The sequence below is a fragment of the Chitinophaga ginsengisoli genome (assembly GCF_003014595.1).
In the GTDB taxonomy this organism is placed as follows: Bacteria; Bacteroidota; Bacteroidia; order Chitinophagales; family Chitinophagaceae; genus Chitinophaga; species Chitinophaga ginsengisoli.
The window spans coordinates 315,719-340,251 of record NZ_PYGK01000007.1 but is presented as its reverse complement, the minus strand read 5'-3'; the positions used below and the strand labels follow the sequence as shown (position 1 = coordinate 340,251).

Here is a 24,533-nt window from a genome sequence, read left to right as displayed (position 1 = left end):
CGATCTACATATACCAATATTTCACACAACAATACGCGACAACGACAAACTTCATGATTATGAACATGGAATGCACTAAATTACTTAGCTTAAACATCACCGGTACCTCTCTCCATTGACGGCTTTATTTCCCCCTTTCCTTCTCCTTTTCTTTCTTTCCAAAAATTGCCTTTAATCTCAAAAATTTATACTTTTAGTGACAAGGAGATACTAACAGGGTATGGACATTATATAATGAATGCCAAACATTTTTCCACTATTTATCGGGACCTTTATTCCCCTCTATGCTACTTTGCCGAAAAGATCCTGAAAGATCGCTTTAAGGCAGAGGAAGTTGTAGCAGACGTTTTTGAAAAATTATGGAATATGAAGACGGCGGAAGATATTGAAAATATAAAGGCCTTCCTGTACACCGCCACCCGTAATCAATGCCTTGACCAGCTGGAACAACGCCAGATAAGGCAGAAGCACCATAAAGTATTATTACAGCTATCCCCCCTCGCCGAAGATGAAATTCTGAAAGAAATCTACTTCACAGAAGCACTAAGGGAAATTTCCCAGGCTGTTCATACGTTACCGGAACAATGCCGAAAGGTAATTACGATGACTTATGAAAATGGATTATCCACGAAAGAAATAGCCGACCAGTTAGGGGTAACCGTAAGTACTGTAAAGACCCAACGCGCCCGCGGTATATCTATTATCAGGAAACTACTTTCCAGCAGGGCCTTATCAATCGCCATCTCTTTGTTATTAAATTAACACAAGCTGATACTTTCTTGCGAATTCAGCTTTTTTTTAAAAAATCTTGTAGACCAAATCATCTACTCATCCGTCTCATTTCACGTACACTGGCAAATATTGTATGCAGAACCAGGATCAACAAATATCATCACTTTTGCGCGCAGCAGAACTCACCGCCCGGTATTACACTGGTGTGATCACTGCTGCTGAGCAGGAAGAACTGCAGCAATGGATCAATGCTGGTGAAGCGCATAAAAAATGGTTTGAGGCTTTTGGGAATAACGCACACAGCGAAAACGCTCTCAAAACCATACAGTCATACGATACGGAAAGGCAGTTACAGGCATTCCTTGATCGGATGAAAGAGAAACGCACGCTACGCATCAGGCGGACGATCTTTTGGGCTGCTGCCTGCATTACGCTGCTATTGGGCAGCCTTTTGTGGATACTACAACCACCGGCCCAGGAGAAAACGAATATAGCTGCAGCGCCTTTGAAGGACAGGGAGCCTGGCAATAAAAAAGCAACACTGATATTGGCCAATGGCAACCACATACTATTGAATGCACAGGGAGACAGCTCCTTTACACAAGGCAATGGTACCCATATTAAATTAGCGAATGGCAGGATCAGTTACCAGGGCGGCAACAATAATGCCCTGCTGGCTTATAATCAGCTGTTAACACCGGCAGGTGGAAAATACCATATTGTACTGGAAGATGGTACCCAGGTATGGTTGAATGCCGCTTCTTCACTACGTTATCCCGTCCATTTCTCCGGTAAAGAACGGCGCATACAGCTAAGCGGGGAAGCGTACCTGGAAGTGGCACAAAATGCAAACCGTTCTTTTATTGTAGCAACAGATTCCACCGAAGTGATCGTATTAGGCACCACATTTAATATCAGAACTTATCCACGGTATGATAAAACTAAAACCTGTAACATACAAACCACGCTTGTTTCCGGAGCTGTAAAAGTACAGCATGCAGGCACCAACAGACTCCTGCAGCCCGGACAAACAGCTATCGCTACCGGCGACGCCATCACGGTAAAACCAGCAGATATCCCGGCTGTTACGGCCTGGAAAAACGACCTGTTTGTTTTCCGGGATGTAGATCTTCCGGTATTGATGGAAGAAATAAGCCGTTGGTATGATGTAGATGTAGCCTATGCACAGGACTATAAACCTACGCACATCACCTTAAAGGTCAGCCGGCAGGTATCTCTTTCCAAGCTATTGGAAATGGTGGAGCTTTCGGGTGCGGCCAAATTCAAATGGAATGATGGACGTATAACGGTTTTACCATATCATCAACGATAAAGGAAGAACAGACAAGAAAAGCAGATCAACCAAAAGTTAGTCAATCACCGTCATGTAAAGCGGGCATTAGCCACGCTATTCATTAATGTGCTCATTATGAAATTACTGTACACTCTCAAAAAGGGGGTCAGGGCATTCTATGCATTATTGCCCTCCCTGTGCCGCCTGGAATATGCGGGCTGCCTGCTATTGCTGCTGCTCAGTATATCTCCTTCATCTGCATCGGATATACAGGACCAACGGCTCAATTTCAGCCTGAAGAACGTCCCACTTGAAACAGTATTTAAGGAAATAGAAACGCAAACAACCTTTGGCGTTATCTATACAAGGGAATTACTGCAGCACACAAAAAAAGTAAGCATTCTGGCCGACAACATGCCGCTGGAAACGGTACTGAAAATCTGTTTTAAAGATCAGCCGGTCAGCTACCGCATCATTGATCAGTCTATCATTGTTACGGCCGAAAAAACGCTTCCCGGAGACGTTAAACCAGAACATCCCGTACCGGCAGCTGATACCATCATCTCCGGCATCATAAAACTGAAAGGCAGAAACGATGCCCCGGATGAACTGGCGCCCGGTGTTACTGTCGTGGTAAAAGGTACCAGTACGGGCGTTAAAACAGATATGAACGGTAACTACAGCATTCGCGCGAAAAAAGACGCTGTACTGCTGTTTTCCATGGTTGGCTTCCTGACACAGGAGATACCGGTCAACGGCCGCACCACTGTCAACGTAGTGCTACTCCCCCACGACAAAACCCTCGAAGAAGTAACCATTGTGGCCTATGGTACACAAAAGAAACAAACCATGGTCAGCGCAGTAACCACTATCAATCCTAAAGAATTGAAAGGCCCTACAGGCAACCTTACAACCATGCTGGCGGGAAGATTGTCGGGCGTTATCTCTTATCAAAGAACCGGCGAACCCGGTAAGGATAATGCCAGCTTCTTCATCAGAGGGATTACCACCTTCGGCACGGGTAAAGTAGACCCGCTGATCCTGATCGATGGCATGGAATCGACCGCAACAGATCTCGCCCGTCTACAGCCGGATGATATCGCCGGCTTCTCTATTTTAAAAGACGCTACCGCTTCCTCTCTGTATGGGGCAAGAGGCGCCAATGGCGTAGTATTGGTAAACACCAAATCAGGCACAGAGGGAAAAACAAAGTTTAACATCCGCATGGAAAACTCACTGTCCACCAATACGCGCAATTTCAAATTTGCCGACAACATTACCTACATGAAACTGGCTAATGAGGCGGTTATGACAAGGAACCCGCTGGGTATTACACAGTATTCGCCTTCCAAGATAGATCATACTGCTGCCGGAGATGATCCTTACCTGTATCCAAACAATAACTGGATCCAACAACTGATTAAGGACTATACCATCAACCAACGGCTCAACGTCAACCTTACCGGCGGAGGTAAAGCAGCACAGTATTACATTGCAGGCACCTACAATGTAGATAACGGCGTATTGAACGTAGACAAACTCAATAATTTCAATAGTAACATCAAACTGAAGAACTACTCCGTACGCTCTAATGTAAACATCAATCTTACCCCTACTACGCAGGCCATCGTGCGTACCTACGGACAGTTTGACGATTATAACGGACCGGTAGGCGGAGGCGCAACCATTTTCAAACAGGCGATATGGGCCAATCCCGTAATGTTCCCGACTGTTTTCCCTTCCAGTTATGCGCCCCAGTTAAAGCATCCCTTGTTCGGAAATGCTATAAAGCCAGGCTCCAGCCAAACACCGGGAGACGGCAGTAACCTGTATACCAATCCATATGCAAATGCCGTATCAGGATATCAGCAATATAACACATCTACCTTGCTGGCACAGCTGGAACTAAAGCAGGACTTCAGCTTCCTTATTCCAGGCCTGAATGCCCGTATGATGGCCTACACAGAACGTTATTCCTACTTTGATGTATCCCGCCAGTACACGCCCTTTTATTATACACTGACATACGACCTTCAGACCAAAACACCGAAACTAACGTCTTTAAATACCAATGGCACTGAGTATCTCAACTACAGAGAGGGCAGTAAGATCGTAAATACAACCACATATCTGGAAGCGGCCCTGAACTATAACCGTGTGTTCGCAGAGAAACATGCATTATCAGGTATGCTCATTACATTGTTCCGTAATTATCTGACCGCCAATGCCGGCGACCTCCAAAGCTCTCTTCCACACCGCAACCAGGGCCTGTCCGGACGCTTTACCTATGCATACGACAACCGTTATATGATGGAGTTCAACTTCGGTTACAACGGGTCTGAACGTTTTGCGAAAAATCACCGGTTTGGTTTCTTTCCTTCTGTTGGGGTAGCATGGAATATCGCAAATGAAGCATTCTTCTCTCCGCTTGCAAATACAGTCAATAAATTAAAAGTAAGGGCCACCTATGGGCTGGTTGGTAATGACCAGATTGGTAATGACCAGGAACGCTTTTTCTATTTATCGAATGTCAATATGAGTGACGACACCCGTGGCGCCAGCTTCGGAGAAAGATATAACTATTACCGTCCCGGCGTGTCTGTAGGACGTTATGAGAACCGGGACATTTCCTGGGAGAAATCCTACAAGACAAACCTCGGTCTTGAACTGGGCCTGTTCAATGCGGTGAATATACTGGTGGACGTTTACAAGGAACGGCGCAGTAATATCCTCATGACCAGGAATACCATACCCAGCACCATGGGGCTGAATGCCAGCGTACAGGCCAATGTAGGCGAAGCAGAAGGTAAGGGTGTAGATCTCTCGCTGGATTACACAAAAACATTTCCACATAAAATGTGGCTGCAGATACGTGGCAATTTCACCTATGCCACCAGCAAATTGCTGGTGAACGAAGAACCCCGTTATCCTGAGCCATCCCGCTACCGGGTAGGCCATTCACTCTCCCAGACATTTGGCCTCATCGCAGAAAGATTATTTGTGGATGATAAAGAAGTAGCCAACTCCCCGGAACAGAACTTCGGCCAGCAGGTAATGGGCGGCGATATTAAATACCGTGATGTCAACGGAGACGGAAAGATCACTGATGCTGATAATGTGCCCATAGGCCTGCCTACCACGCCTGAAATTACATACGGAATTGGTTTCTCATTCGGTTACCACCAATGGGACCTTAGTTGCTTCTTCCAGGGCTCTGCCCGTTCTTCATTCTGGGTAGCGCCTGAAAGCATCTCTCCGTTTGTATTGAACGGCGGCGGTCAGCATGGATTGCTGTCGGCCATTGCAGAAGATCACTGGAGCGAAGAAGACCGTAACCTGTATGCCTTCTGGCCCCGGTTAAGCGATTACTTCGTCAACAATAACAACCAGTCCTCTACCTGGTGGATGCGCAGCGGCGATTTCCTGCGACTGAAAACACTGGAGCTGGGATATACCTTCCCACAAGGCTTACTACGCAGGCTGCATCTCAACAATACAAGGATGTATGCCAATGCCATGAACCTGTTTGTATTGAGCAAATTTACCACCTGGGATCCTGAAATGGGAGGCGATGGCCTGGGGTATCCTATACAGAGGGTCTATAACATCGGTATCAACTTTGGCTTTTAAAACTTAACGCAATGAACTTAAAAATTCCACTGATCATAATAGTTGCCTGCGTATTACTCACCATTCCTTCCTGCAAAAGTTACCTCGATGTAGTGCCTGACAATGTGCCTACCATTGATAATGCATTCGCATTACGGCAGGAGGCAGAAAAATACCTGTTCACCTGTTATTCCTACCTTCCATTGGATGGCGATATCGAAAGCAACCCTGCATTCTGCGCGGGTGATGAGTTCTGGATGATACGTCCTTATAGTATGGGTGAAGCTCCCTGGCAGATAGCTATGGGTTACCAGAGCGCCAATAATATTTACATGTCTATCTGGAGCAGCATGTTCAAAGGCCTGCGCGACTGCAACATCTTCCTGGACAATATCGATAAGGTGGTAGATATGCCAGCTTTTGAGAAAACAAGATGGCGTGCAGAAGTCAAATTCCTGAAAGCATACTATCATTGGTGCCTGTTCCGCCGGTATGGTCCCATTCCGCTCATAGATAAGAACCTGCCTATTTCAAGCACCTCCGATGAAGTACAAATACCTCGTCAGTCGGCCGATTCGGTAGTAAATTATATAGCCGGATTACTGGATGAAGCCGCCAGGGATCTTCCGGCTGAAATCACCAACAGTTCTTCTGAACTGGGGCGTATTACACAACCCATTGCACTTGCTATAAAGGCCCGCCTGCTGGTGACAGCTGCCAGTCCTTTATTCAATGGCAATACAGACTACAGCAATGTTAAAAGTTATGATGGTTCCCTCCTCTTTAACCCCGTCTATGATGAGACAAAATGGGAAAAGGCGGCCGCCGCATGCAAAACGGCAATAGATGCCTGCCATGCAGTCGGCATGCGGTTATACACTTTCAATAAACTAGGTACCAGTCTGTCCGAGAAGCTGGTCACACAAATGAGCATACGTAACAGCGTCTGTGAAGAATGGAACCAGGAAGTGATATGGAATAATCCCAATAGCAGGACCTACACTTTACAACGTTACGCCATGCCCAGGCTTGATCCCGCTAAACTGGCAAATGAGTTGAACCTTGGGAGCCTGGCTCCCACCCTTAAAATGGCTGAGTTATTCTATACGGCCAATGGTGTACCGATCAACGAAGATAAAACCTGGGATTACGCGAACAGGTATACATTGAAGACGGCTACCGCCCAGGAGAGCGAATACCTGACGGAAGGATATCAGACAGCAGCATTGCACTTTAACCGCGAGCCACGTTTCTATGCTGATATCGCTTTTGACGGTGCACGTTGGTTTATGGAAAACGGCACTTTCAATGTACAGGCTAAATCTGGTCAATGGCAGTCCCGTAAAGGCATCTACAATTATTCAGCTACAGGCTACTTTACAAAAAAGCTGGTCAACTGGAAATATGTGATACTGGACGGACTGGGCTTATCTATTGAATCTTATCCCTGGCCGGAAATGCGCCTGGCCGACCTGTACCTGCTCTATGCAGAAGCACTGAACGAAGCCAGGGGTCCGGTTGAAGAAACGTTCACTTATATTAACCAGGTACGCCAGCGTGCGGCACTACCCACGGTACAAACATCCTGGACAAGCTATTCCCGTCAACCGGGAAAGTTTCAGACAAAAGAAGGTCTAAGGCAGATCATTCAACAGGAGCGCCTTATAGAACTTGCTTTTGAAGGCAGCCGCTTCTGGGACCTGCGCCGTTGGAAAAGGGCCTTTGAGGAATTAAATAAACAGGTCATGGGATGGGATATAGAACAGGCAGATCCGGCTTACTATTATCGTCCGAAGATGCTGTATAAGCAGGTATTCCAGACGCGTGATTATCTGTGGCCGCTCGATGTATGGGATCTGCTGGGCAATAAAAGACTGGTACAAAACCCTGGCTGGTAATTCTTTCATGTGCTAAAAACGATTCATCAGATGCAACCACATAAACTACTGCTTTTTTTTACTGCCCTGCTGGCAACGGGCCTGGTCGCCTGTCAGAAAGAGGTGCATAGTCCCCTGTCTGACGACGGACCAATACCCGACACATTAAAGAACATAAGCGTTGCTGCTTTACCGGGAGCCGCCAGGATCACCTATACGCTACCCGATAATGCAGGTATACTATACGTAAGGGCCGACTATGAAAACAGGCCTGGCATAAAAAGGGAAATAAAAGCATCCTTCTATAATAACTCTTTAGTCGTCGATGGCTTTGGTGATACATTGGCACATACCATCAACCTATATGTGGTCAGCCGGAGTGAACATGCATCCCGTCCGGTCACCATCAGCGTGAAACCACTGGAACCTGCTGTGATAACGGTGTTCCGCAGCCTGGCTGTGCGCGAAGATTTTGGCGGTGTGAATATCACTTTCAAAAACGAGAGTAAGGCAGATATTGCCATTGTAACACTTACAGATGATTCTCTGGGTATATTCGGACAAACAGACATCCACTATACATCGTCGCCCGGATCGGCCTATTCCCTCCGCGGGTTTACAGCTACTAAAAGAGCTTTCGGATTTTTTGTAAAAGACCGCTGGGGAAATCAATCAGACACGCTTAGAGGGGAATATACCCCACTCTATGAAAAACTGATGGACAAAAGCAAATTCAGGGAAGTAGATCTGCCGGGCGATATCGGTTATGGCTGGGGCCTGCCGATGCCTAACTTATGGAATGGCATATTCAGCGGTTATGATATGTGGCATTCTGCAGACAAACTGGATGGCATGCCGATGTGGATCACCTTTGACATGGGCGTTACAGCACAGCTAAGCCGCATCGGACTATGGCAACGCCAGCAGGAAGGATATTTATATGCACAGAATAATCTGAAGCAATTTGAGATATGGGGCGCTGTAAACCCTCCTTCCGACGGCAGTTGGAATAACTGGACCAAACTGGCGGAACATACCGTTGTGAAACCATCCAATCTTCCTATAGGGCAGGTCAGCCAGGAAGACCTGGATGCTGCGGCAACCGGAGAGCAGATGGATATACCGCTGACGGCTCCCCGTGTCAGATACATACGGGTGAAAATATTGAAAACATGGACAGACGGTGGCTATGCAGCCAATATTGCAGAAATGTCCTTCTGGGGCAATGATCAGTAATTGAATAAAACAGCTCTTATGCACGTAATGAGAAATACCATCTGGCTTCTGCTGGCCCTGGCAGGCATCATATCCTGCCGCAAGCAGGACGATTATAAAAGCTACCTGACCGGTGGAGAGATACTATACACCGGTAGGGCAGATTCAGTCCAGGTACATCCCGGCCGCAACCGGGTGGAACTTTACTGGTTGCTGATATCAGACCCTACTATCGTCAGATCCAAAGTTTACTGGAATAACCACGCTGACTCCACCGAAGTGACTATCAAGCGTACGGCGGGTATCGATACTATTCGCCTGCTGATCAGCAACCTTGCAGAAAGAACCTACGACTTCGAGATCATCAATTATGATAAAGTGGGCCACGCTTCTATGAAAGCACATACCATAGGTACCGTCTATGGAAGAACCTACGAGTCTGCACTGCTGAACAGGAGTATTAACAATGCAGAATGGACGGACAACGAAGCCCATATCAGCTGGTCAGATATAGATTCAACCACTGGTGTACTGGGTATGGAGTTAAAATATACAGATGCAGGCAACAAACTGCATGATACACTGATACCGGCGGTCATGGAAAGTCAGATCAGCATCTGGGCTAATTATCCCTCCAACACACCTTTCCAGTATCGTACCATGTACCGGCCGGATACACTGGCAATAGATACGTTTTACACCGACTGGGAAACCAAAACGCTGAAAGAAGATATAACCCTGGCTTACCTGCGGAATCCTGGCGGCCCTTTTTTACTGGATCCTTCCAAGCCGTCCGACTGGCGCTGGGGGCAGCTGGCAGACTGGAGTTACAACGCGGCAGCTGGTCAGCGGTATACGTATGACGCCATCAATGGCACCGCTAATGCCTGTCTGACGCTCTGGATCTATTGGGATGGCTCCCTTACCAACGGTAAAATATACCAGACGGTTACCCTGCCTGCAGGCGAATACAGGTTCAACGCAACAATATCCAATATCGACGCTACATTAGAAGCGACATATGTAGCCGTGGCGGAAGGCAGCTCACTACCCGATGTAGAAAATATCGCTACCGCAGCGGGCTATTACAAGCTAAAAGATAACAACGATAAGCAGGCTAACGTACCTTTTACTTTAACACAGGCCACCACCGTTACGCTGGGTTTTGTAGCCACGATGATATCGCCATCCGATCAGTCCCTCAGGGTAAGCAGGGTCAACCTGATCAGATATAAATAGACACATATCCGGAAGTTGTTGCAATTATCCATCATTGCAGTACAAAACCAGATAGGTGTTGTGTACCTTAGAATACCAGAATTAATTCCTGTAAAGCAATAAAATATATGTTTCGTAAAAAATTCGTCCCGGTCCTCATCTTCCTCTGTGGTGTGTTATGTGTGCCAGCTATTACTACTGCGCAAAAACACAAAGAATTTCCCTGGAATAAACTGCCCGTCAAAGGCCTCCTTTTAAGTGTGCCAACACCGGCTGAAGTACCTGTACTATGCGATTTCATCCGCAATGCATTGCCAAAAGAAGGCGTGAACACGCTGGCCCTGCGGATCGAATATTCCTACCAGTTTAAAAGCACTCCGGAGCTGGCAGAGAAAAACGCCCTCTCCGAGCAGGATCTTAAAAGCATTGTAAAGGCCTGTAAAGACGCAAATATCCGCTTTGTCCCCACCGTCAACCTGTTGGCCCACCAATCAGAAAAAACGGAAATAGGGCCCTTATTAAAGCAATATCCGCAATTCGATGAGTCGCCGGATTATAATCCCCCTGTTCCGTGGAAAGATGGTGGACAATTCGACTTCTATACCAAGTGCCTTTGTCCGACGCATCCCGACCTGTTCAAGGTGCTGTTCCCTATGATAGATGAACTGGTAGCTGTTTGCGAAGCAGATGTGCTGCATGTGGGGCTGGATGAGGCCTGGATCATTGCTTACAATAAATGTCCCCGTTGCGGTGGTGGCGACCGTTCGGAGATCTTCGCTGATTACGTAACAAAATTGCACGATCATCTGAAAGAAAAGAATTGTGAAATGTGGATGTGGAGCGACCGCCTGCTGGATGGCAAAACAACAAACCTGCTGGGATGGCAGGCCAGCATGAATGATACACACAGGGCCATTGACAGGATACCAAAAGATATTGTCATCTGCGACTGGAAGTACGAGGATGCGCCACCTACACCCGCCTATTTTGCAATGAAGGGGTTTAATGTATTAGCCAGTCCCTGTTACAAAGCAGATGTTGCCGTAGATCAGGTAACCCAGGTATACGCTGCCAGAAAGAATGGCACCAGGGAGGACTTCTCACTAACCCTGGCAGAAAGAATGAAGGGAGTGTTTGAAACCTCCTGGATGGGGCCTGGCGATTTCATAAAAGCCTATTACGGAAAATCGGATTACAAACTGGCAGTGGATAATGTCAATGCTTTCAAAAAATTATTCGCGGAGATCAGAAAGGTAGAGCAAAGTAAATAGTAAATAATGCGGAAATACTCTTTTTTATGGTTACTACTGCTGTCCTTCCAGTTACGCGCGGGCGATTTTGACGGCGTAAAATCCCTGGCCGCACGTAGAACGCCCTGGTTAAGCCAACAGCTTGTATTTGAAAAATTAAATGTCCCAGGTAAGGATGTATTTGAGCTGCAGACCCGTAATGGTAAGCTCGTTATTGGTGCTACCGGTCCCAATGCCGCAGCGGTAGGGCTGAACTGGTACCTGAAATATTACTGTAGCCGTTCTTTGTCGCATATGGGAGACAACCTCTCACCCGTATCTCCACTTCCTGTTGTACAAACAGCGCTCAGGCAGGAAGCATCAGCCCAATACCGGTACGCACTCAACTACTGTACCTACAATTACACCATGAGCTTCTACGATTGGAAAGCCTGGGAGCATGAACTGGACTGGATGGCATTGAACGGTGTAAACGCCATGCTGGTAGCAAATGGAGAAGAAGCAGTATGGCAGAATGTATTGAGAAGAATAGGCTACACGCAAAAGGAGATTGACGATTATATCACCGGTCCTGCTTTCAATGCCTGGTGGCTAATGGGAAACTTAGAGGGCTGGGGAGGTCCCATGCCCCAAAGCCAGATAGACAGCCGGAAAGTACTGGTGCAAAAAATGATCGCACGTATGCAGTCGCTGGGCATCGCACCGGTAATGCCCGGTTTTTATGGCATGGTTCCCTCCTCGCTGAAAAACAAAACATCCGCACATATCATTCCCCAGGGCAACTGGGGTGCTTTTACACGGCCGGATATACTGGATCCTACAGATACAGCATTCAGCCGTGTTGCAGGTATCTTTTATGAGGAAACGAAAAAGCTCTATGGCAGCAACATCCACCTGTTTTCAGGTGATCCGTTTCATGAAGGCGGTATCACCACCGGCGTTGACCTGGCCAAAGCCGGTGTGAATATTCAGAAAAGCATGCAGCAGTATTTCCCCGGCGCTATCTGGGTATTACAGGGCTGGCAGGATAATCCTCGCAAGGAAATGCTGGCGCAGGTGGATAAATCGACCATCCTTGTGCAGGAACTGTTTGGCGAAACTACCAACAACTGGGAAAAAAGGAACGGCTATGAAGGCACGCCCTTTATCTGGTGCATGGTAAATAATTTCGGCGAGCGACCAGGGTTATACGGCAAGTTACAACGCTATGCGGACGAGACTCACCGGGCCCGTACAGGTGCCTTCGGGCAGTACATGAAAGGCGTGGGTATTATGCCTGAAGGGATTGACAACAACCCTGTTTCCTATGAATTACTGATGGAGCTGGCCTGGCATCAGGAGCATGTGAATGTGGACGAATGGATCAAAACTTACGTAAAATCCCGTTACGGAAAGTCGGATGAACACCTGTTGCAGGCCTGGCAATTGCTGTTGCAAACAGCCTACAACAGCGTTCCCGGTTACCAGGAAGGCCCGCCTGAAAATATCCTGTGCGCAAGACCTGCCCTTGAAATCAAATCCGTATCCAGCTGGGGTACATTAAAGAAGAACTATGACACGGCCAGGTTTGCAGCCGCTGTCCGTCTATTTACTGAAGCCGCTCCCCGGTTCAGGAACAGCGAAACTTACCTCCTTGACCATATCAACTTCAGCCGGCAGGTGTTGTCCAATCAGGCTGATTACGCATTTGCTGAACTTGTAAAAGCGTACAACAGCAAAGACAGCGTATCTTTTGATGTGGCGGCCAACGGCTTCTTACAACTATGCACACGGCTGAATAACCTGTTAAATATACATCCATTTTACAGGCTGTCAACATATCAGCAACAGGCCTGGCGCGCAGGCAATACATCTGCAGAAAAAGAAAACAACCTGCATAATGCCATGGTGCTGATCACCTACTGGGGTGCTAACAACCGGAAAGAGGATTATCTTCATGAATATGCCTACAAAGAATGGGGCGGTATGATGGATACTTTCTACAAAAAACGCTGGGAGATATATTTCGGCTATCTGCGTAAGCTGATGAAAGGAGCCACTGCCCCCGCGCCAGACTACTTCGCCTGGGAACGTGACTGGGTAAAAACAAACGAGCGATTAAAATAATGACATACTCAACTAAACTCCTATCATGAAAAAAAACTTGTATCGATTCGGCGTTCTTCTCCTGCTGGCAATTACGATGTTACAGGCACAGGCACAGGAAAAGAAACGTATTGGCAATGAAACACCGGCTCAAAAACAAAAACGCATGGAATGGTGGACGCACGACCGTTTCGGCATGTTCATACACTGGGGCTTGTATGCACAGGCAGCCAGGCATGAATGGGTAAAACGCTGGGAACGTTTGACAAATGACCAGTATCAGCCCTATTTTGATATGTTCAATCCGGATATGTTTGATCCTAAAGCCTGGGCAAAGTCAGCCAAAGCAGCAGGGATGAAATACGCAGTACTGACCACCAAACACCATGAGGGCTTCTGCCTTTTTGATTCAAAATATACAGACTATAAGGCTACCAATACGGCTGCCAAAAGAGACCTTGTAAAAGAATTCGTGGATGCGTTCAGAGCGGAGGGTATTAAAATAGGTTTTTATTATTCCCTGCTGGACTGGCATCATCCAGACTTTCCTATTGACGCGTATCATCCCCAACAGCCGGCTGGTGATGCAGATACTGCCTATGCCCGCCTGAATAAAGGCAGGGACATCGCCAAATACCGGCAGTACATGAAGAACCAGATCACCGAGCTGCTGACTAAGTACGGAAAGATAGACATCATGTGGCTTGACTTTTCCTATCCTGGCAATAACGGCCATGGTAAAAGCAGTGAAGACTGGGGCTCAGTAGAATTGCTGAAGCTCATTCGCAAGCTGCAGCCAGGCATACTGGTGGATAATCGCCTGGGCCTCGAAGCGTATGAAGACGGAGCAGATTTCCTCACACCGGAACAGGTAAAGCCGGAGGAACTGGAAAAATTCAGGGGACAAACCTGGGAAACCTGTCAGACCTTTTCCGGCTCATGGGGTTATTTCAGGGATGAGAATACCTGGAAAAGCACCCACGATCTGCTCGCGTTGCTAATAACCTCCGTTAGTCAGGGTGGCAACCTGATACTGAACGTTGGCCCCACTGCACGTGGTGTTTTCGACGACCGTGCACAGCTCGCGTTAACTAATATCAGCAACTGGATGAAATTCAACAACCGTTCTATTTATGGCTGTACTTATGCGCCCGATACATATAAGGCGCCGCCAAACACACTGCTCACCTATAACCCGCTTACAAAACGCCTGTATGTCCACTTAATGGAATATCCGGGGAGCACGCTGACCTTGCCGGGTTATAAGGGCAAAGTGAAATACTGCCAGTTTACGCATGATAATTCAGAAATACTGCGCGATAAAACGGATGCTGCTGGTAACGATCTTATCCTGAAATTGCCGGCCCAAAAACCAAACGTAGAAGTACCCGTTATTGAGCTGGTATTAAATTAATTACCCATTCCCTCTAGTAGTTTTCCATTGCCTGCAGATATCAATCTGCGGGCATTTTTGTTATATAAGCTGATACCTGAAACGGCTGTTCCCAGCCAGAGCAAAGAGTGAATTACCATCTCCCGCCTTTTTGTATTCCCGATTCTCAGATCAGCGCAATATCACAGAAAGTTGTATATTACTCTTCAACCACACAGTTCTGGTTTCAACGCCCGATCCCATGCCACATTTTGATAAGCATAAACCCGCTGTTCAACCTTCCAGCCGCGCCGTTGCAAATGGCCCCTCCTCTGCCGGTGTATCCAGGCCCGCAGTAAATTCCATACAAAAAATGCAAGCTACTGCGGTCCCCACAACAGATGTCAGTATACAAACGCATGACTTGTCATCGGAAACAATACCCGACGAACCGGGTCCTGTTATACAGCGGCAGGCGCTTACAAAAATTATCGGGGAATGGAATGCATCAGAATATGAGATAGACGACGTGATCATCGGCGGCCGCACCGTTTCGCCATTCAGCAATACGATGGGGGCGCACTCAACGGCATGGGTAGCACATATCGACGCAGTAAGAAGACACCTTGTAGGCACTACGCTCAGTCAAGGTATTACCTGGTTATTAGACACCATCAATGAAGATCTGGATTCGCCCCTGCGTAAACTGGATGGCTACATCGCCAAAGAACAATGGCAAAAACTGGATTACGCTGCATTCCAATTGACGGTATCCCGTGACGATCTTCAAAAGGCAGCAGCGAATATCACCGCACAAAATTACAGCAACGCACTACAGGTGTTACGGATTGCCATTAACGCCTACCTTACCTATGTGAACCTGCTTCCCATGTCCACAGTAGCTGGCGGTGATCCCTCGGGCCACGGAGAAGGAGTAGCCAGAGGGGAGATAAACTATTTCGAATTCGCCGCTTCACAGAAGTTCCAGAAAAACGAAGAGACGCCCTCCGGCAACAACCGCCTGGAATCCTATACTCCCCTGGACGACGAAGCACTGAAACATGAGAACTTTACGGGCATGGATACAGAACTGCGGAAGCTGTTGAAAGGTGAACTGCAGAACGAAGAGCTGGAAGTCTACAAAAAAACAGTCCGTGGAACCCTCTGGACCATGTTCGCCGCCGAAACGCCGGAAGTATTTGCGCAAGGTAACCAGCATACACAGAAAAAGGAAGTGCGGGAAGAGATCTGGGCTTTATCCCTGCAGAATTTCCTGCGTACTATCAGGGTGGCCTATCCTTTTGCATACGATTTCAGTCAAATGCATGATACTGCACTCCTCACAACAGACGTAACACTAAAGGCCCCTGCGCTGAATGCTGCACATATCGTGAAACTCGTGAATGGAGAAGAAAAGTTTACCAACATCGCCGGGACTTATACCTTCAAAGACGCGAACGATAAGGTAAAAGTGGAGTCAGAACTAGGCGGATCGGATAAACTGGACGAATCGAGTGTACGGGGTGGCGCCTTTGGCTATTCAGATATTGCCGGCGGTGGATCCGGCTTCCAGGCGACCATACTATTGAATAACCGGGATGATATCGGCGATATTATCACCACAGGACGTACCAAGAGTCCTTTCAGCGGTACCATGGGAGCTCATACCACCGCCTGGGCCGTTCACCAGGATGCTGTCATCAATTCTCTCCGCGGCCTGCCCCTCTCAACGGCGCTGCTGCAACTGTCACTCATGACCCAGGAAGCCATGAAAAGTCCGCAACTTGAATTTGCCGGTGTGATCGATGAAAAGCACCAGATCTTCCTGGTAGGGGCATTTAACAACGCAAAGAAATTTACAGGTATGGTGGGCGAAGTATTTAAGCAGGATATCGCGAAAAAGACTGCCTTCCTGGAGGTTTTTATTGCTGTTTATCTCCACCTCCTAAATGTCACTCCCCTGGCAACCATCTCCAAAGGAGGCGTTCCTGGTGGCCGTCAGGAAGGGATGCACCGCCAGTTCCTGAAAAAGTACGAGACTGACGGCGACGCTGTCTTTAGTCCTGATCAACTGGCCGGTAAAGAGAATATTATTACGGATCACCTGATCGGCATGTTTGATGCCAGTGGATTGGCACATTTTCCCCCGAGCCTGGGCCAAAGGGAAAAGACAACGATCAGTGAATATGTCGAAGGAGGTTTTGACGAAGAGCATGAATTGTGGAACTTCATTAAGGATAGAGGAACCGATAAGGCTAATCAGAAAAAGAAAAAGTACGCACTTGATCAATTCCTGCACACCACCGCAGAAGCCTATCCACGCTCGCTTAAAAATAGCAATGTGGTAAAGGCCCTGTCTGTCAAATATGATATCAGCTTGCAGTCGCCGGAACGTCCCAGGAATATCATCGGCCAACAGGTAATGGTCATCGGCAATAAGCAGGATCAAAACGCACAGTTGTACAAAGGCTATGCAGGCACTATAAAACAAATCAACGCCTATGGCATCTCCGTATCACTGGATGCCATTTTTAAAACCATCGTGCTGCAGCCGGAATCTATAAAATTCGTTTTGCGATAAGGCTACGTCTATGGCTCGGTTTCTTCCCAAAACAGATTGCATCGTAAACTCAAAGTCAATCGCGATTTCCCTCTTTCCGGCTTCTGAAAACCTGTCCTTCCTTCCTGGTAAATTTGTAACTAAAGCTAAGCCTGAACCTTGCAGCATTAAGATTGTCGGTTTGGTCTATGAGGTAATTTTCCCCGGTAACCACTGACCTTATCTTACGGGAGTTCAAAACATTAGTTCCGTCCAGGATTAGCGTACCCTTATCTCTGAGCACGTTTTTGCTTAACCCTGACGAGAGGTAGTGGTAAGCGCTTGTATGTCTTTGTGCATTGTTGCCGGGGCCCTGCAAATCATACCTGGCCTGAAACGCGGATCTCCAGGGTAGCTTAACACGTATATTGATCCTGCCATTCCAGGAAGTGTATGTAAAATCAAAATCAGTTTCTCTATAGTAACCCGTCTGCCTGAATCCATAAACGCCGAACTGGCCATTAAGGGTTAAGCATTTTACAGGATCATAAATAGCGGACAACTCAACACCGTAACGGCTTTCCTTGTCCAGATTGAACGGCATCGTTATAAAGGTGCCTTTATCGTTATGATAGGTATACTGCTCAATGGGCGCCGTTGTGAAATGTGCATATACCGTCGGATTAAAAGTAAACTTATCCCATTCCCGCAACAATGCCAGTTCAATGACATTCGTGTAAGAAGGGTTTAAGTCAGGGTTCCCGACAAATTGTGCATTGAAATCCGTTAGTTCATTGAAGGGGTATAAATACCATAATTCAGGCCGGTTGATCCGCTTTGCATAACTCATTTGAAGCGTCGATCCTTTACCCATTGTATAGCTCAGATTTATGGTTGGGAATATCCTGCCATAGTACTTCTCTTTATTAAAGCTACCTCCCCTGTCCCGGATACCGATTTGCGTCCATTCGTATCTTAAGCCCAAAAGGTAATTGAACCCGCCAGGTTTGCTCCGGTATTGTGCATAGGCGCTCCAGATGCGTTCATTATAATTTAGCTTATTGTCGATGTTATCAAATGTTACCCAATCCTTGTCAGGACGTTGCTCCGCCTTGAAATCGCTTGACACAGATCTGTTTTCCCCTTTAAGGCCTGATTCCAAAATCGATCTATTTTTAAAAGGGTTGACTATATCCGACTGTATGGCCAGGTCTTTGCTGGCCCCGATAGAAGTAGTTCTGATGGGATACAGATCGCTAACCAGGGGAAATGTTTTTTGGGTCAACAGGTCCCAGGTTTTATCACTGTTCCAGAAATCGTATTGCAAATCAATTGTGAACTTTTTGCCCTCTCTATCAAAAGTCCTCGTATAGTTCGATTCCAGTTGATTATAACTGCGGACTTCCCTGGATCTCCCCTTCCGGGTGATACTGCTGTCGCTGCCTATACTCCCAAAATCATAATCCAGGGTCGTCCCGTCTATGTCTTTTGTGGCATTTCTAAAAAATGCCAATGTAAACGTGTTCCGTGGATTAATGCAGTAGTCCCCTCCGAAATAAACAAGCCTGCCATCATCATGCCTGTTTTCATGTTGCACCTTGCTGAGCGAAGCAGCCGTAATACCTGCTGTCGTTTGTTTCGTAGTATACAACCCGACATAATCAGAATAGCGGCCGCCTAGGGTAGCAAACAGGTTCAGTTTGCCTGTTTTGTAGTTCAGGTTAGCATTCAGGTTATAATCGTTGGGAACACCCAATACCAACCTCGCCTGGCCGCTGAGTCCTTCTCTTATATTTTTTTTTTGCACAATATTGATAATCCCGGCAGAACCGGCAGCATCATAACGGGCAGAGGGGCTGGTTATAATTTCTATCTTTGCAATACTGGCAGCTGGAATTTGTGTCATCACATTGCCGAGCGTGAGCCCCGAGCGCCTCCCGTTTATCAGGACAGTGACGTTGCTGTTGCCCCTCAGCCTGACAGCGCCGCCTGGTTCAACCGCAACTGAAGGTATGCCGTTCAAAATGTCACCAGCCGAGCCACCCTGGGACAATATGTCTTTACCGATCAAATATACTTTCTTGTCAGGCTTCAGCTCCAGGTCGGATTTTTCCCCCGTCACCACCACCTCGTTGAGAGACGCAGTACCTTCTTTCATAGCTAGCGTGCCCAATTCCAACATTACCGTTATGCCAGTCACCGTTAGTGATTGGGTATACGCCTGGTACCCCATGTAAGTAATTTCCAATACATAATTGGCCGGCGGCAATGAATCGATCTTAAAATACCCGTTCTGGTCGGTCAACGAGGCCGCCATTGTTTTTCCCGCACCGTCTTTAATTATCACCGTTGCATAAATGACAGGCGCGCTCCTCTTTTCGTTCATCACTTTGCCTGAAATGGTACTCTTACTCAGGTGGCCCTGGCCGGCAGTTGATGGCTGCTGCCCATAAAGGGCAAAAGGGTAAATGTATGTGATCATACCTATCATCAAAAAGAACGTCTGAATTGTCTTTCCGGGTATAATTGCAGGGAGCAGCAACGATGGATAAAGCCTTTGCCCGATCCGGGAACACTTGTTTGCAGGGTATAGTGTGGACATTGTTGTTCTGAAATGTTTCATTGCAAATGAACACCATTAAAACAGCCGCTTCACAGCATTTCGCCAAACAACAAATTGCAAACTCTATAAAGCCTGGTTGAATCGCTTTGCTGAATACAGTATGAAAATGTGCCGAAAATGGTTCAAAAAAGGTTGTTCGTCGAAAAGTTGCCGTGTAAAATGTCAAAACACTAATTTTGGTCTGATAAAAAAGTTACGCGAACAGGCTAATAACAGTTAATGACGAAACGTTTTTATATAGCGGGGAACCGGTTACTTACTCATCTCCTTTTCTGGCTTGGCTATCTTTTGGTGTACACCGGCGTACATGCAGATGGGGAAGACGGCCTTTTCAAATATTTCCTGGACGAATTACAAAGGTTACCGGCAGCAATGCTGGTAACTTATATTAACATCTATGTATTGTTTCCCCTCCTCTTTAGGCAAAAACGATATATCGCCTATGCTACATCTGCCATAACGCTCCTGTTTGTGGCTTCTCTGCTGGACCGCATATTACTGGAACGGTTTATCGAGCCCACCTTTTTTCCGGATACCACCTACTATGAGGCCATATTTGTATGGTATCTGATTTTCAAAGTGATGCTTTGGTTTCTGGCGCCCGTACTGTTGTTTACGCTGCTGGTTAAAGTACTGGAACATTGGTTTGACCAGGAACGGATCCACCAGGATACGCTACATGAAAAATTAGAAGCAGAACTGAATTATTTGAAAGCCCAGGTACATCCACATTTTCTGTTTAATACCCTGAACAATCTTTATGCCCTTACACTCCAATCTTCCTCCGATGCGCCAAAAGTAGTGCTGAAGTTATCGGGGCTGATGAGCTATATGCTTTATGATTCACAATCGGAAGGCATCTCGCTTGATAAAGAAATAGCACATATCAGCAATTATATCGAGCTCGAAAAACTTCGATACGGCAACAGGCTTGATGTTTCATTGAATGTATCCGGTGAAATTGAAGGTAAAAAAATAGCACCTTTGCTCCTGATCCCGTTCGTGGAAAATGCCTTTAAGCATGGCGTAAGCCAAGAAACAGACAACGTATGGGTTACTATTGACCTCAAAGTAAAGGATGAGTGGTTAAGCGTAAAGGTCGAGAACAGTCATACAGGGGCGGATAGCGGCCCGGCCGATAATCTTACCCATGGAGGTGGGATTGGCCTGCATAATGTAAAGCGAAGGCTTGACCTGCTGTATCCGGACACGCATAGATTGATCTTACAAAAGGAACCGGAATATTATACTGTTGACCTAAAAATAAAATTGCAATAATTCGATGGCAGCAAGCAAAATCAGGTGCCTGGTTGTAGATGACGAACCGCTGGCAATAGCTATCCTGGAGGATTATATTGGCCAATTGGAAACTTTGACCCTGGTGGGCAAATGCGACAATGCCATTGAGGCATTGCTATTTTTGCAAAAGAATAAAGTGGACTTATTGTTCCTTGATATACAGATGCCGAAACTGACAGGTATCGATTTCCTGAAAACACTCTCCAACAGGCCGAAAGTAATTTTCACCACGGCATTCCGGGAGTATGCGCTGGAAGGTTTTGAACTCAATGTTCTGGATTATCTGCTCAAACCTATTCCTTTCGAACGGTTCCTGGCAGCAATTAATAAATACCATCCCGCAAATGAGCCATCAAATCCTTTACCGCCAATTTTAATTCCCCAGGATACCGGAATACCTGGGGAACAGTTCATTTATCTGAAGTCAGATAAGAAGATGGTGAAGGTCTTTTTGAAAGATATCCTTTACATCGAAAGCTTGAAAGATTATATTAAAGTAAAAACATCCACCCAGGAAATAATTACCTACCAGCGCATCGGTTACCTGGAGGAAAAGTTACCTGATATACAATTCCTGCGTATCCATCGGGCATATATCATTGCAACAGATAAAATCAAATCATTTAGTACGGCTGTCATTGAAGTGGGTGACCTGGAGCTTCCGATTGGCCGCCAATATAAGGCTGAGGTCATGAAAGCCCTGGGATTGCGGGAATGACTGCGTGATGTCAATCTTAACAAGACAAATAACACTACCACCTGATCGAAAAGACACTAATAAGGTATATTTCCTTTCTTTAGTCTAAGTACCACATGCTGGATCTGTGGGACCAATAACAACACCACAATGACACAGACTACTCCAACAAACATCAAATCATAATAATCCCGCGTAGTACGGGCTAGTATTTGCTGCCCCACCAGTCGATTAAAATAAGCTCCTGATACTCCTCTTGCTGTATAGATATCGTTGCCTGCATTTATATACTTGTTTTGGATATCCATTAAAACAACAGGCAATTGTGGGTTAATGTCCACCAGTGTTTCCCGCATCTTCTCCCTAACTGCGGATTTGAAAATTAATTGAAGTTCGGTATTAAGCACCAGACTGGCTGTAAAGCCAGTGAACCTCGCAAGAATCCCGATAAGTGATGCATTTACCGCAATCTTTGGCGGCGCTGCGGAGGTGGTGAACAATACAATTGGAACAAATAAAACGCCTGTTGCAGCACCATAGATAAACATGGGCAGGATGAAGTCAACTGTTTCTCCCTGTACGGAGACAAAAAGTATCATATAAGCATAATAGAGCGCCATAAGCCCAAAACCTGCTATGATAATCCTTATCAGGTTATAGCCCATCAGGACAAACCGGGAGGTAACAAACATACTCAGAACAGTCCCCGCAATTACTGCGATCCATATCGGAATAGTACTGATTGGATCATTGCCCAAAATAACTTCAAGATACCCGTAAGCAAGTCCGGTACTTCCTTTGAAAATGTAAAAGGTAAAAAGCAGCAGCAGACCGATGACAAAATTCCTCACCTTGAATATCTGTAAGTTGATCAACGGTCGTTTAAGCTTCAACTCTCTGATCACAAATAGCGTAAAGATGATTAAACTGATAAAGCAAAGGCGAACGATTAACGGACTGTCAAACCAGCCCAACTGCCGTCCGTAAATTAACATGTATCCTACCATCAAAATAAAGGACACATAAAACAGATATCCCAACCAGTCCACCTGATACAGCGGTATCTTTTTCGTAAATCGTGCCTTACCGTTCATTGTCAGCAACACAATAAATGTCAGGATGATGAGCATTATATTGAGTCCATAAAATAGCCAGTTGAAGTCATAAAAATAAAGTACCACACTGGCATAGATCGAATAAAACTGAACGGAGATCTGTATACTTCCATACAGGAGACTATACGCAATCACGCGGGCACGTGTGGACTCCAATCTTGGAAACGTGAGTTGTAAAACTATGCCTGACATCAACGCACAGATAATCCCTTGCACAAACTGGCAAATGACAAATAGGCTCCAACTTTTGACATGAAAGCAGATGATGGAACATGTCGCATTGACGGCAAGTGCCATGATCAGGTATTTCCTCGGAGCAAAATACTTCACAATGCGAAAATCCAGGGCCAAAAAAGCTACGGTCGAGCCATAAACAACTACCATGGCATATTGAACATCGGCAGGCTGTATGCCATAAAAACCCATTGCCGCAACCGGACTACTGTAAAAGGCGAAACTAAACAGGCAAGTCATGAGAATGGCAAATATCACGGATCTTGCCATCCATTCGGATACCCATGGTTTGAAAACCGGAATTTTATGTACTTGCATGATTAATCTTTTAAAACGTAAACATTGGCATTCATTCCAGCAGAGAGATTGGCTACTCTTTCCGGCTTGTCTGTGAGCCTGATCCTGACAGGAATACGTTGTATAACTTTAACAAAGTTACCAGTAGCATTGTCCGGCGGAAGTAATGAATACCGGGAACCTGTGGTCGGGGAAAGCGATTCAATGGCCCCGCTGAATTTTTCATTTGGAAAAGCGTCTACTTCTATTGATACTACCTGCCCTATTCTGAAATTGCCAATCTGTGTTTCCTTGAAGTTGGCAATCACCCATTTTTCTTCGGACTTGTTCACCAAAAATGCCAATGTTTGTCCTGGCTGTATCAATTGCCCTTCCTGAATGTTCTTCTTACCTATCTGCCCATCGAAAGGCGCAGTGATTACCGTATATTTAATATCCAGTTCCTGCCGTTCGAGTAACGCTTCCTTGATGTTAATTTCAGCCTTTATCATATTACGCTGTGCGCTGAGATCGTTTAATTTGGATTCCGCGACCTTCAGGGAAGCCTTTATCTGATCATAATCAGATTGGGTAATAGCCAAAGCCGCCCCGATGTTTTCAAATTTTTGCCGCGTAGTAGATTCATCTGCTAATAGATTCCTGTATCGGTCAAATTCTCTTTGCTGTTGGTTTAATTTCGCTTTTGCACCTGAGAGCTGTGCTTTTATTACCTCAATACTCTTGGTCTGTGTTTCTTCATTAGCAGCCAAAATCGGCAACTTGGCATGCGCACTCATTAGTTCTGCTGATGCGGCATTCTTTTTTAGTCCGTATTCGTCAAGCTCAATAACCACAAGCGTATCTCCTTTTTTAACCAGTTGATTATCCTTGTAATAAATCTTGCTGATATAGCCACCCACTTTTGCATTTATTGGCGATAAATAGGCATCTACCTGTGCATCATTTGTTTGTTCATAACGGTATCCCTTTAAAAAATACACGGCTGCCCAAATGATAATCGCGGTAAATAAGGCGATCCCAAACCATTTTGTTAGCGTCACGATTATTATATCTGTTCTGTTCTTGCTCATATTGTTT

At 46.2% G+C, this 24,533-nt stretch carries 15 protein-coding genes; 12 read left to right on the top strand and 3 right to left on the bottom strand.

Going from position 1 to position 24,533, the window contains the following annotated elements; translation table 11 throughout:
* Positions 1-234 precede the first annotated feature (234 nt).
* The 10 genes from CLV42_RS19075 (at position 235) to CLV42_RS19030 (ending at position 17,233) form a co-directional block, all read left to right on the top strand.
* The gene (locus CLV42_RS19075) at positions 235-762 is read left to right on the top strand and encodes an RNA polymerase sigma-70 factor (protein ID WP_106603516.1); all 528 of its coding nucleotides are present in this window, start codon (positions 235-237) and stop codon (positions 760-762) included.
* A 136-nt stretch (positions 763-898) separates the two neighbouring features.
* A complete protein-coding gene (locus CLV42_RS19070) occupies positions 899-2,065 on the top strand; it encodes a FecR family protein (protein ID WP_170117568.1) in 1,167 nt (388 codons plus the stop codon).
* A gap of 96 nt (positions 2,066-2,161) precedes the next feature.
* Positions 2,162-5,656, top strand: coding sequence for a TonB-dependent receptor (locus CLV42_RS19065; protein ID WP_245901692.1), 3,495 nt, complete (start codon positions 2,162-2,164; stop codon positions 5,654-5,656).
* Positions 5,657-5,667: 11 nt separating this feature from the next.
* Positions 5,668-7,533, top strand: coding sequence for a RagB/SusD family nutrient uptake outer membrane protein (locus CLV42_RS19060; RefSeq protein WP_106603514.1), 1,866 nt, complete (start codon positions 5,668-5,670; stop codon positions 7,531-7,533).
* A gap of 30 nt (positions 7,534-7,563) precedes the next feature.
* Complete coding sequence (locus tag CLV42_RS19055; protein ID WP_106603513.1) at positions 7,564-8,748, top strand: DUF5000 domain-containing lipoprotein; 1,185 nt, start codon at positions 7,564-7,566, stop codon at positions 8,746-8,748.
* An 18-nt stretch (positions 8,749-8,766) separates the two neighbouring features.
* Entirely contained in the window at positions 8,767-9,966 is a 1,200-nt protein-coding gene (locus CLV42_RS19050; protein ID WP_106603512.1) for a DUF4998 domain-containing protein, read from the top strand.
* 107 nt (positions 9,967-10,073) lie between these two features.
* Entirely contained in the window at positions 10,074-11,216 is a 1,143-nt protein-coding gene (locus CLV42_RS19045; RefSeq protein WP_106603511.1) for a family 20 glycosylhydrolase, read from the top strand.
* Positions 11,217-11,222: 6 nt separating this feature from the next.
* Positions 11,223-13,301 (top strand): alpha-N-acetylglucosaminidase, encoded by a 2,079-nt coding sequence (locus CLV42_RS19040; RefSeq protein WP_106603510.1) that lies wholly within the window; start codon positions 11,223-11,225, stop codon positions 13,299-13,301.
* Positions 13,302-13,326: 25 nt separating this feature from the next.
* Positions 13,327-14,694: an alpha-L-fucosidase gene (locus tag CLV42_RS19035; RefSeq protein ID WP_106603509.1), complete on the top strand. Its 1,368-nt coding sequence runs from the start codon at positions 13,327-13,329 to the stop codon at positions 14,692-14,694.
* A 220-nt stretch (positions 14,695-14,914) separates the two neighbouring features.
* Positions 14,915-17,233: a hypothetical protein gene (locus CLV42_RS19030; protein ID WP_106603508.1), complete on the top strand. Its 2,319-nt coding sequence runs from the start codon at positions 14,915-14,917 to the stop codon at positions 17,231-17,233.
* A gap of 55 nt (positions 17,234-17,288) precedes the next feature.
* Here CLV42_RS19030 and CLV42_RS19025 read toward each other — a convergent pair whose 3' ends face one another.
* Entirely contained in the window at positions 17,289-19,673 is a 2,385-nt protein-coding gene (locus CLV42_RS19025; RefSeq protein ID WP_170117567.1) for a TonB-dependent receptor domain-containing protein, read from the bottom strand.
* Positions 19,674-20,033: 360 nt separating this feature from the next.
* Here CLV42_RS19025 and CLV42_RS19020 point away from each other — a divergent pair, with 360 nt between their 5' ends.
* A complete protein-coding gene (locus tag CLV42_RS19020; protein ID WP_106603506.1) occupies positions 20,034-21,092 on the top strand; it encodes a sensor histidine kinase in 1,059 nt (352 codons plus the stop codon).
* A gap of 4 nt (positions 21,093-21,096) precedes the next feature.
* Positions 21,097-21,831, top strand: a complete 735-nt coding sequence (locus CLV42_RS19015; protein WP_106603505.1) for a LytR/AlgR family response regulator transcription factor — start codon at positions 21,097-21,099, stop codon at positions 21,829-21,831.
* A gap of 56 nt (positions 21,832-21,887) precedes the next feature.
* Here the strand turns inward: CLV42_RS19015 and CLV42_RS19010 are convergent, their stop codons facing one another.
* Both CLV42_RS19010 and CLV42_RS19005 read right to left on the bottom strand, forming a co-directional pair.
* Positions 21,888-23,477: an MFS transporter gene (locus CLV42_RS19010; RefSeq protein WP_106603504.1), complete on the bottom strand. Its 1,590-nt coding sequence runs from the start codon at positions 23,475-23,477 to the stop codon at positions 21,888-21,890.
* 2 nt (positions 23,478-23,479) lie between these two features.
* Positions 23,480-24,526 (bottom strand): HlyD family secretion protein, encoded by a 1,047-nt coding sequence (locus CLV42_RS19005; protein WP_106603555.1) that lies wholly within the window; start codon positions 24,524-24,526, stop codon positions 23,480-23,482.
* Positions 24,527-24,533: the final 7 nt, after the last annotated feature.

Bases quoted from the DNA above. Each gene is read 5' to 3' on its own strand.
- CLV42_RS19040 (WP_106603510.1), top strand. From the start codon at position 11,223: ATGCGGAAATACTCTTTTTTATGGTTACTACTGCTGTCCTTCCAGTTA.
- CLV42_RS19050 (WP_106603512.1), top strand. From the start codon at position 8,767: ATGCACGTAATGAGAAATACCATCTGGCTTCTGCTGGCCCTGGCAGGC.
- CLV42_RS19020 (WP_106603506.1), top strand. From the start codon at position 20,034: ATGACGAAACGTTTTTATATAGCGGGGAACCGGTTACTTACTCATCTC.
- CLV42_RS19025 (WP_170117567.1), bottom strand. From the start codon at position 19,673: ATGATCACATACATTTACCCTTTTGCCCTTTATGGGCAGCAGCCATCA.
- CLV42_RS19075 (WP_106603516.1), top strand. From the start codon at position 235: ATGAATGCCAAACATTTTTCCACTATTTATCGGGACCTTTATTCCCCT.
- CLV42_RS19030 (WP_106603508.1), top strand. From the start codon at position 14,915: ATGCCACATTTTGATAAGCATAAACCCGCTGTTCAACCTTCCAGCCGC.
- CLV42_RS19060 (WP_106603514.1), top strand. From the start codon at position 5,668: ATGAACTTAAAAATTCCACTGATCATAATAGTTGCCTGCGTATTACTC.
- CLV42_RS19005 (WP_106603555.1), bottom strand. From the start codon at position 24,526: ATGAGCAAGAACAGAACAGATATAATAATCGTGACGCTAACAAAATGG.
- CLV42_RS19035 (WP_106603509.1), top strand. From the start codon at position 13,327: ATGAAAAAAAACTTGTATCGATTCGGCGTTCTTCTCCTGCTGGCAATT.
- CLV42_RS19015 (WP_106603505.1), top strand. From the start codon at position 21,097: ATGGCAGCAAGCAAAATCAGGTGCCTGGTTGTAGATGACGAACCGCTG.
- CLV42_RS19065 (WP_245901692.1), top strand. From the start codon at position 2,162: ATGAAATTACTGTACACTCTCAAAAAGGGGGTCAGGGCATTCTATGCA.
- CLV42_RS19010 (WP_106603504.1), bottom strand. From the start codon at position 23,477: ATGCAAGTACATAAAATTCCGGTTTTCAAACCATGGGTATCCGAATGG.
- CLV42_RS19055 (WP_106603513.1), top strand. From the start codon at position 7,564: ATGCAACCACATAAACTACTGCTTTTTTTTACTGCCCTGCTGGCAACG.
- CLV42_RS19045 (WP_106603511.1), top strand. From the start codon at position 10,074: ATGTTTCGTAAAAAATTCGTCCCGGTCCTCATCTTCCTCTGTGGTGTG.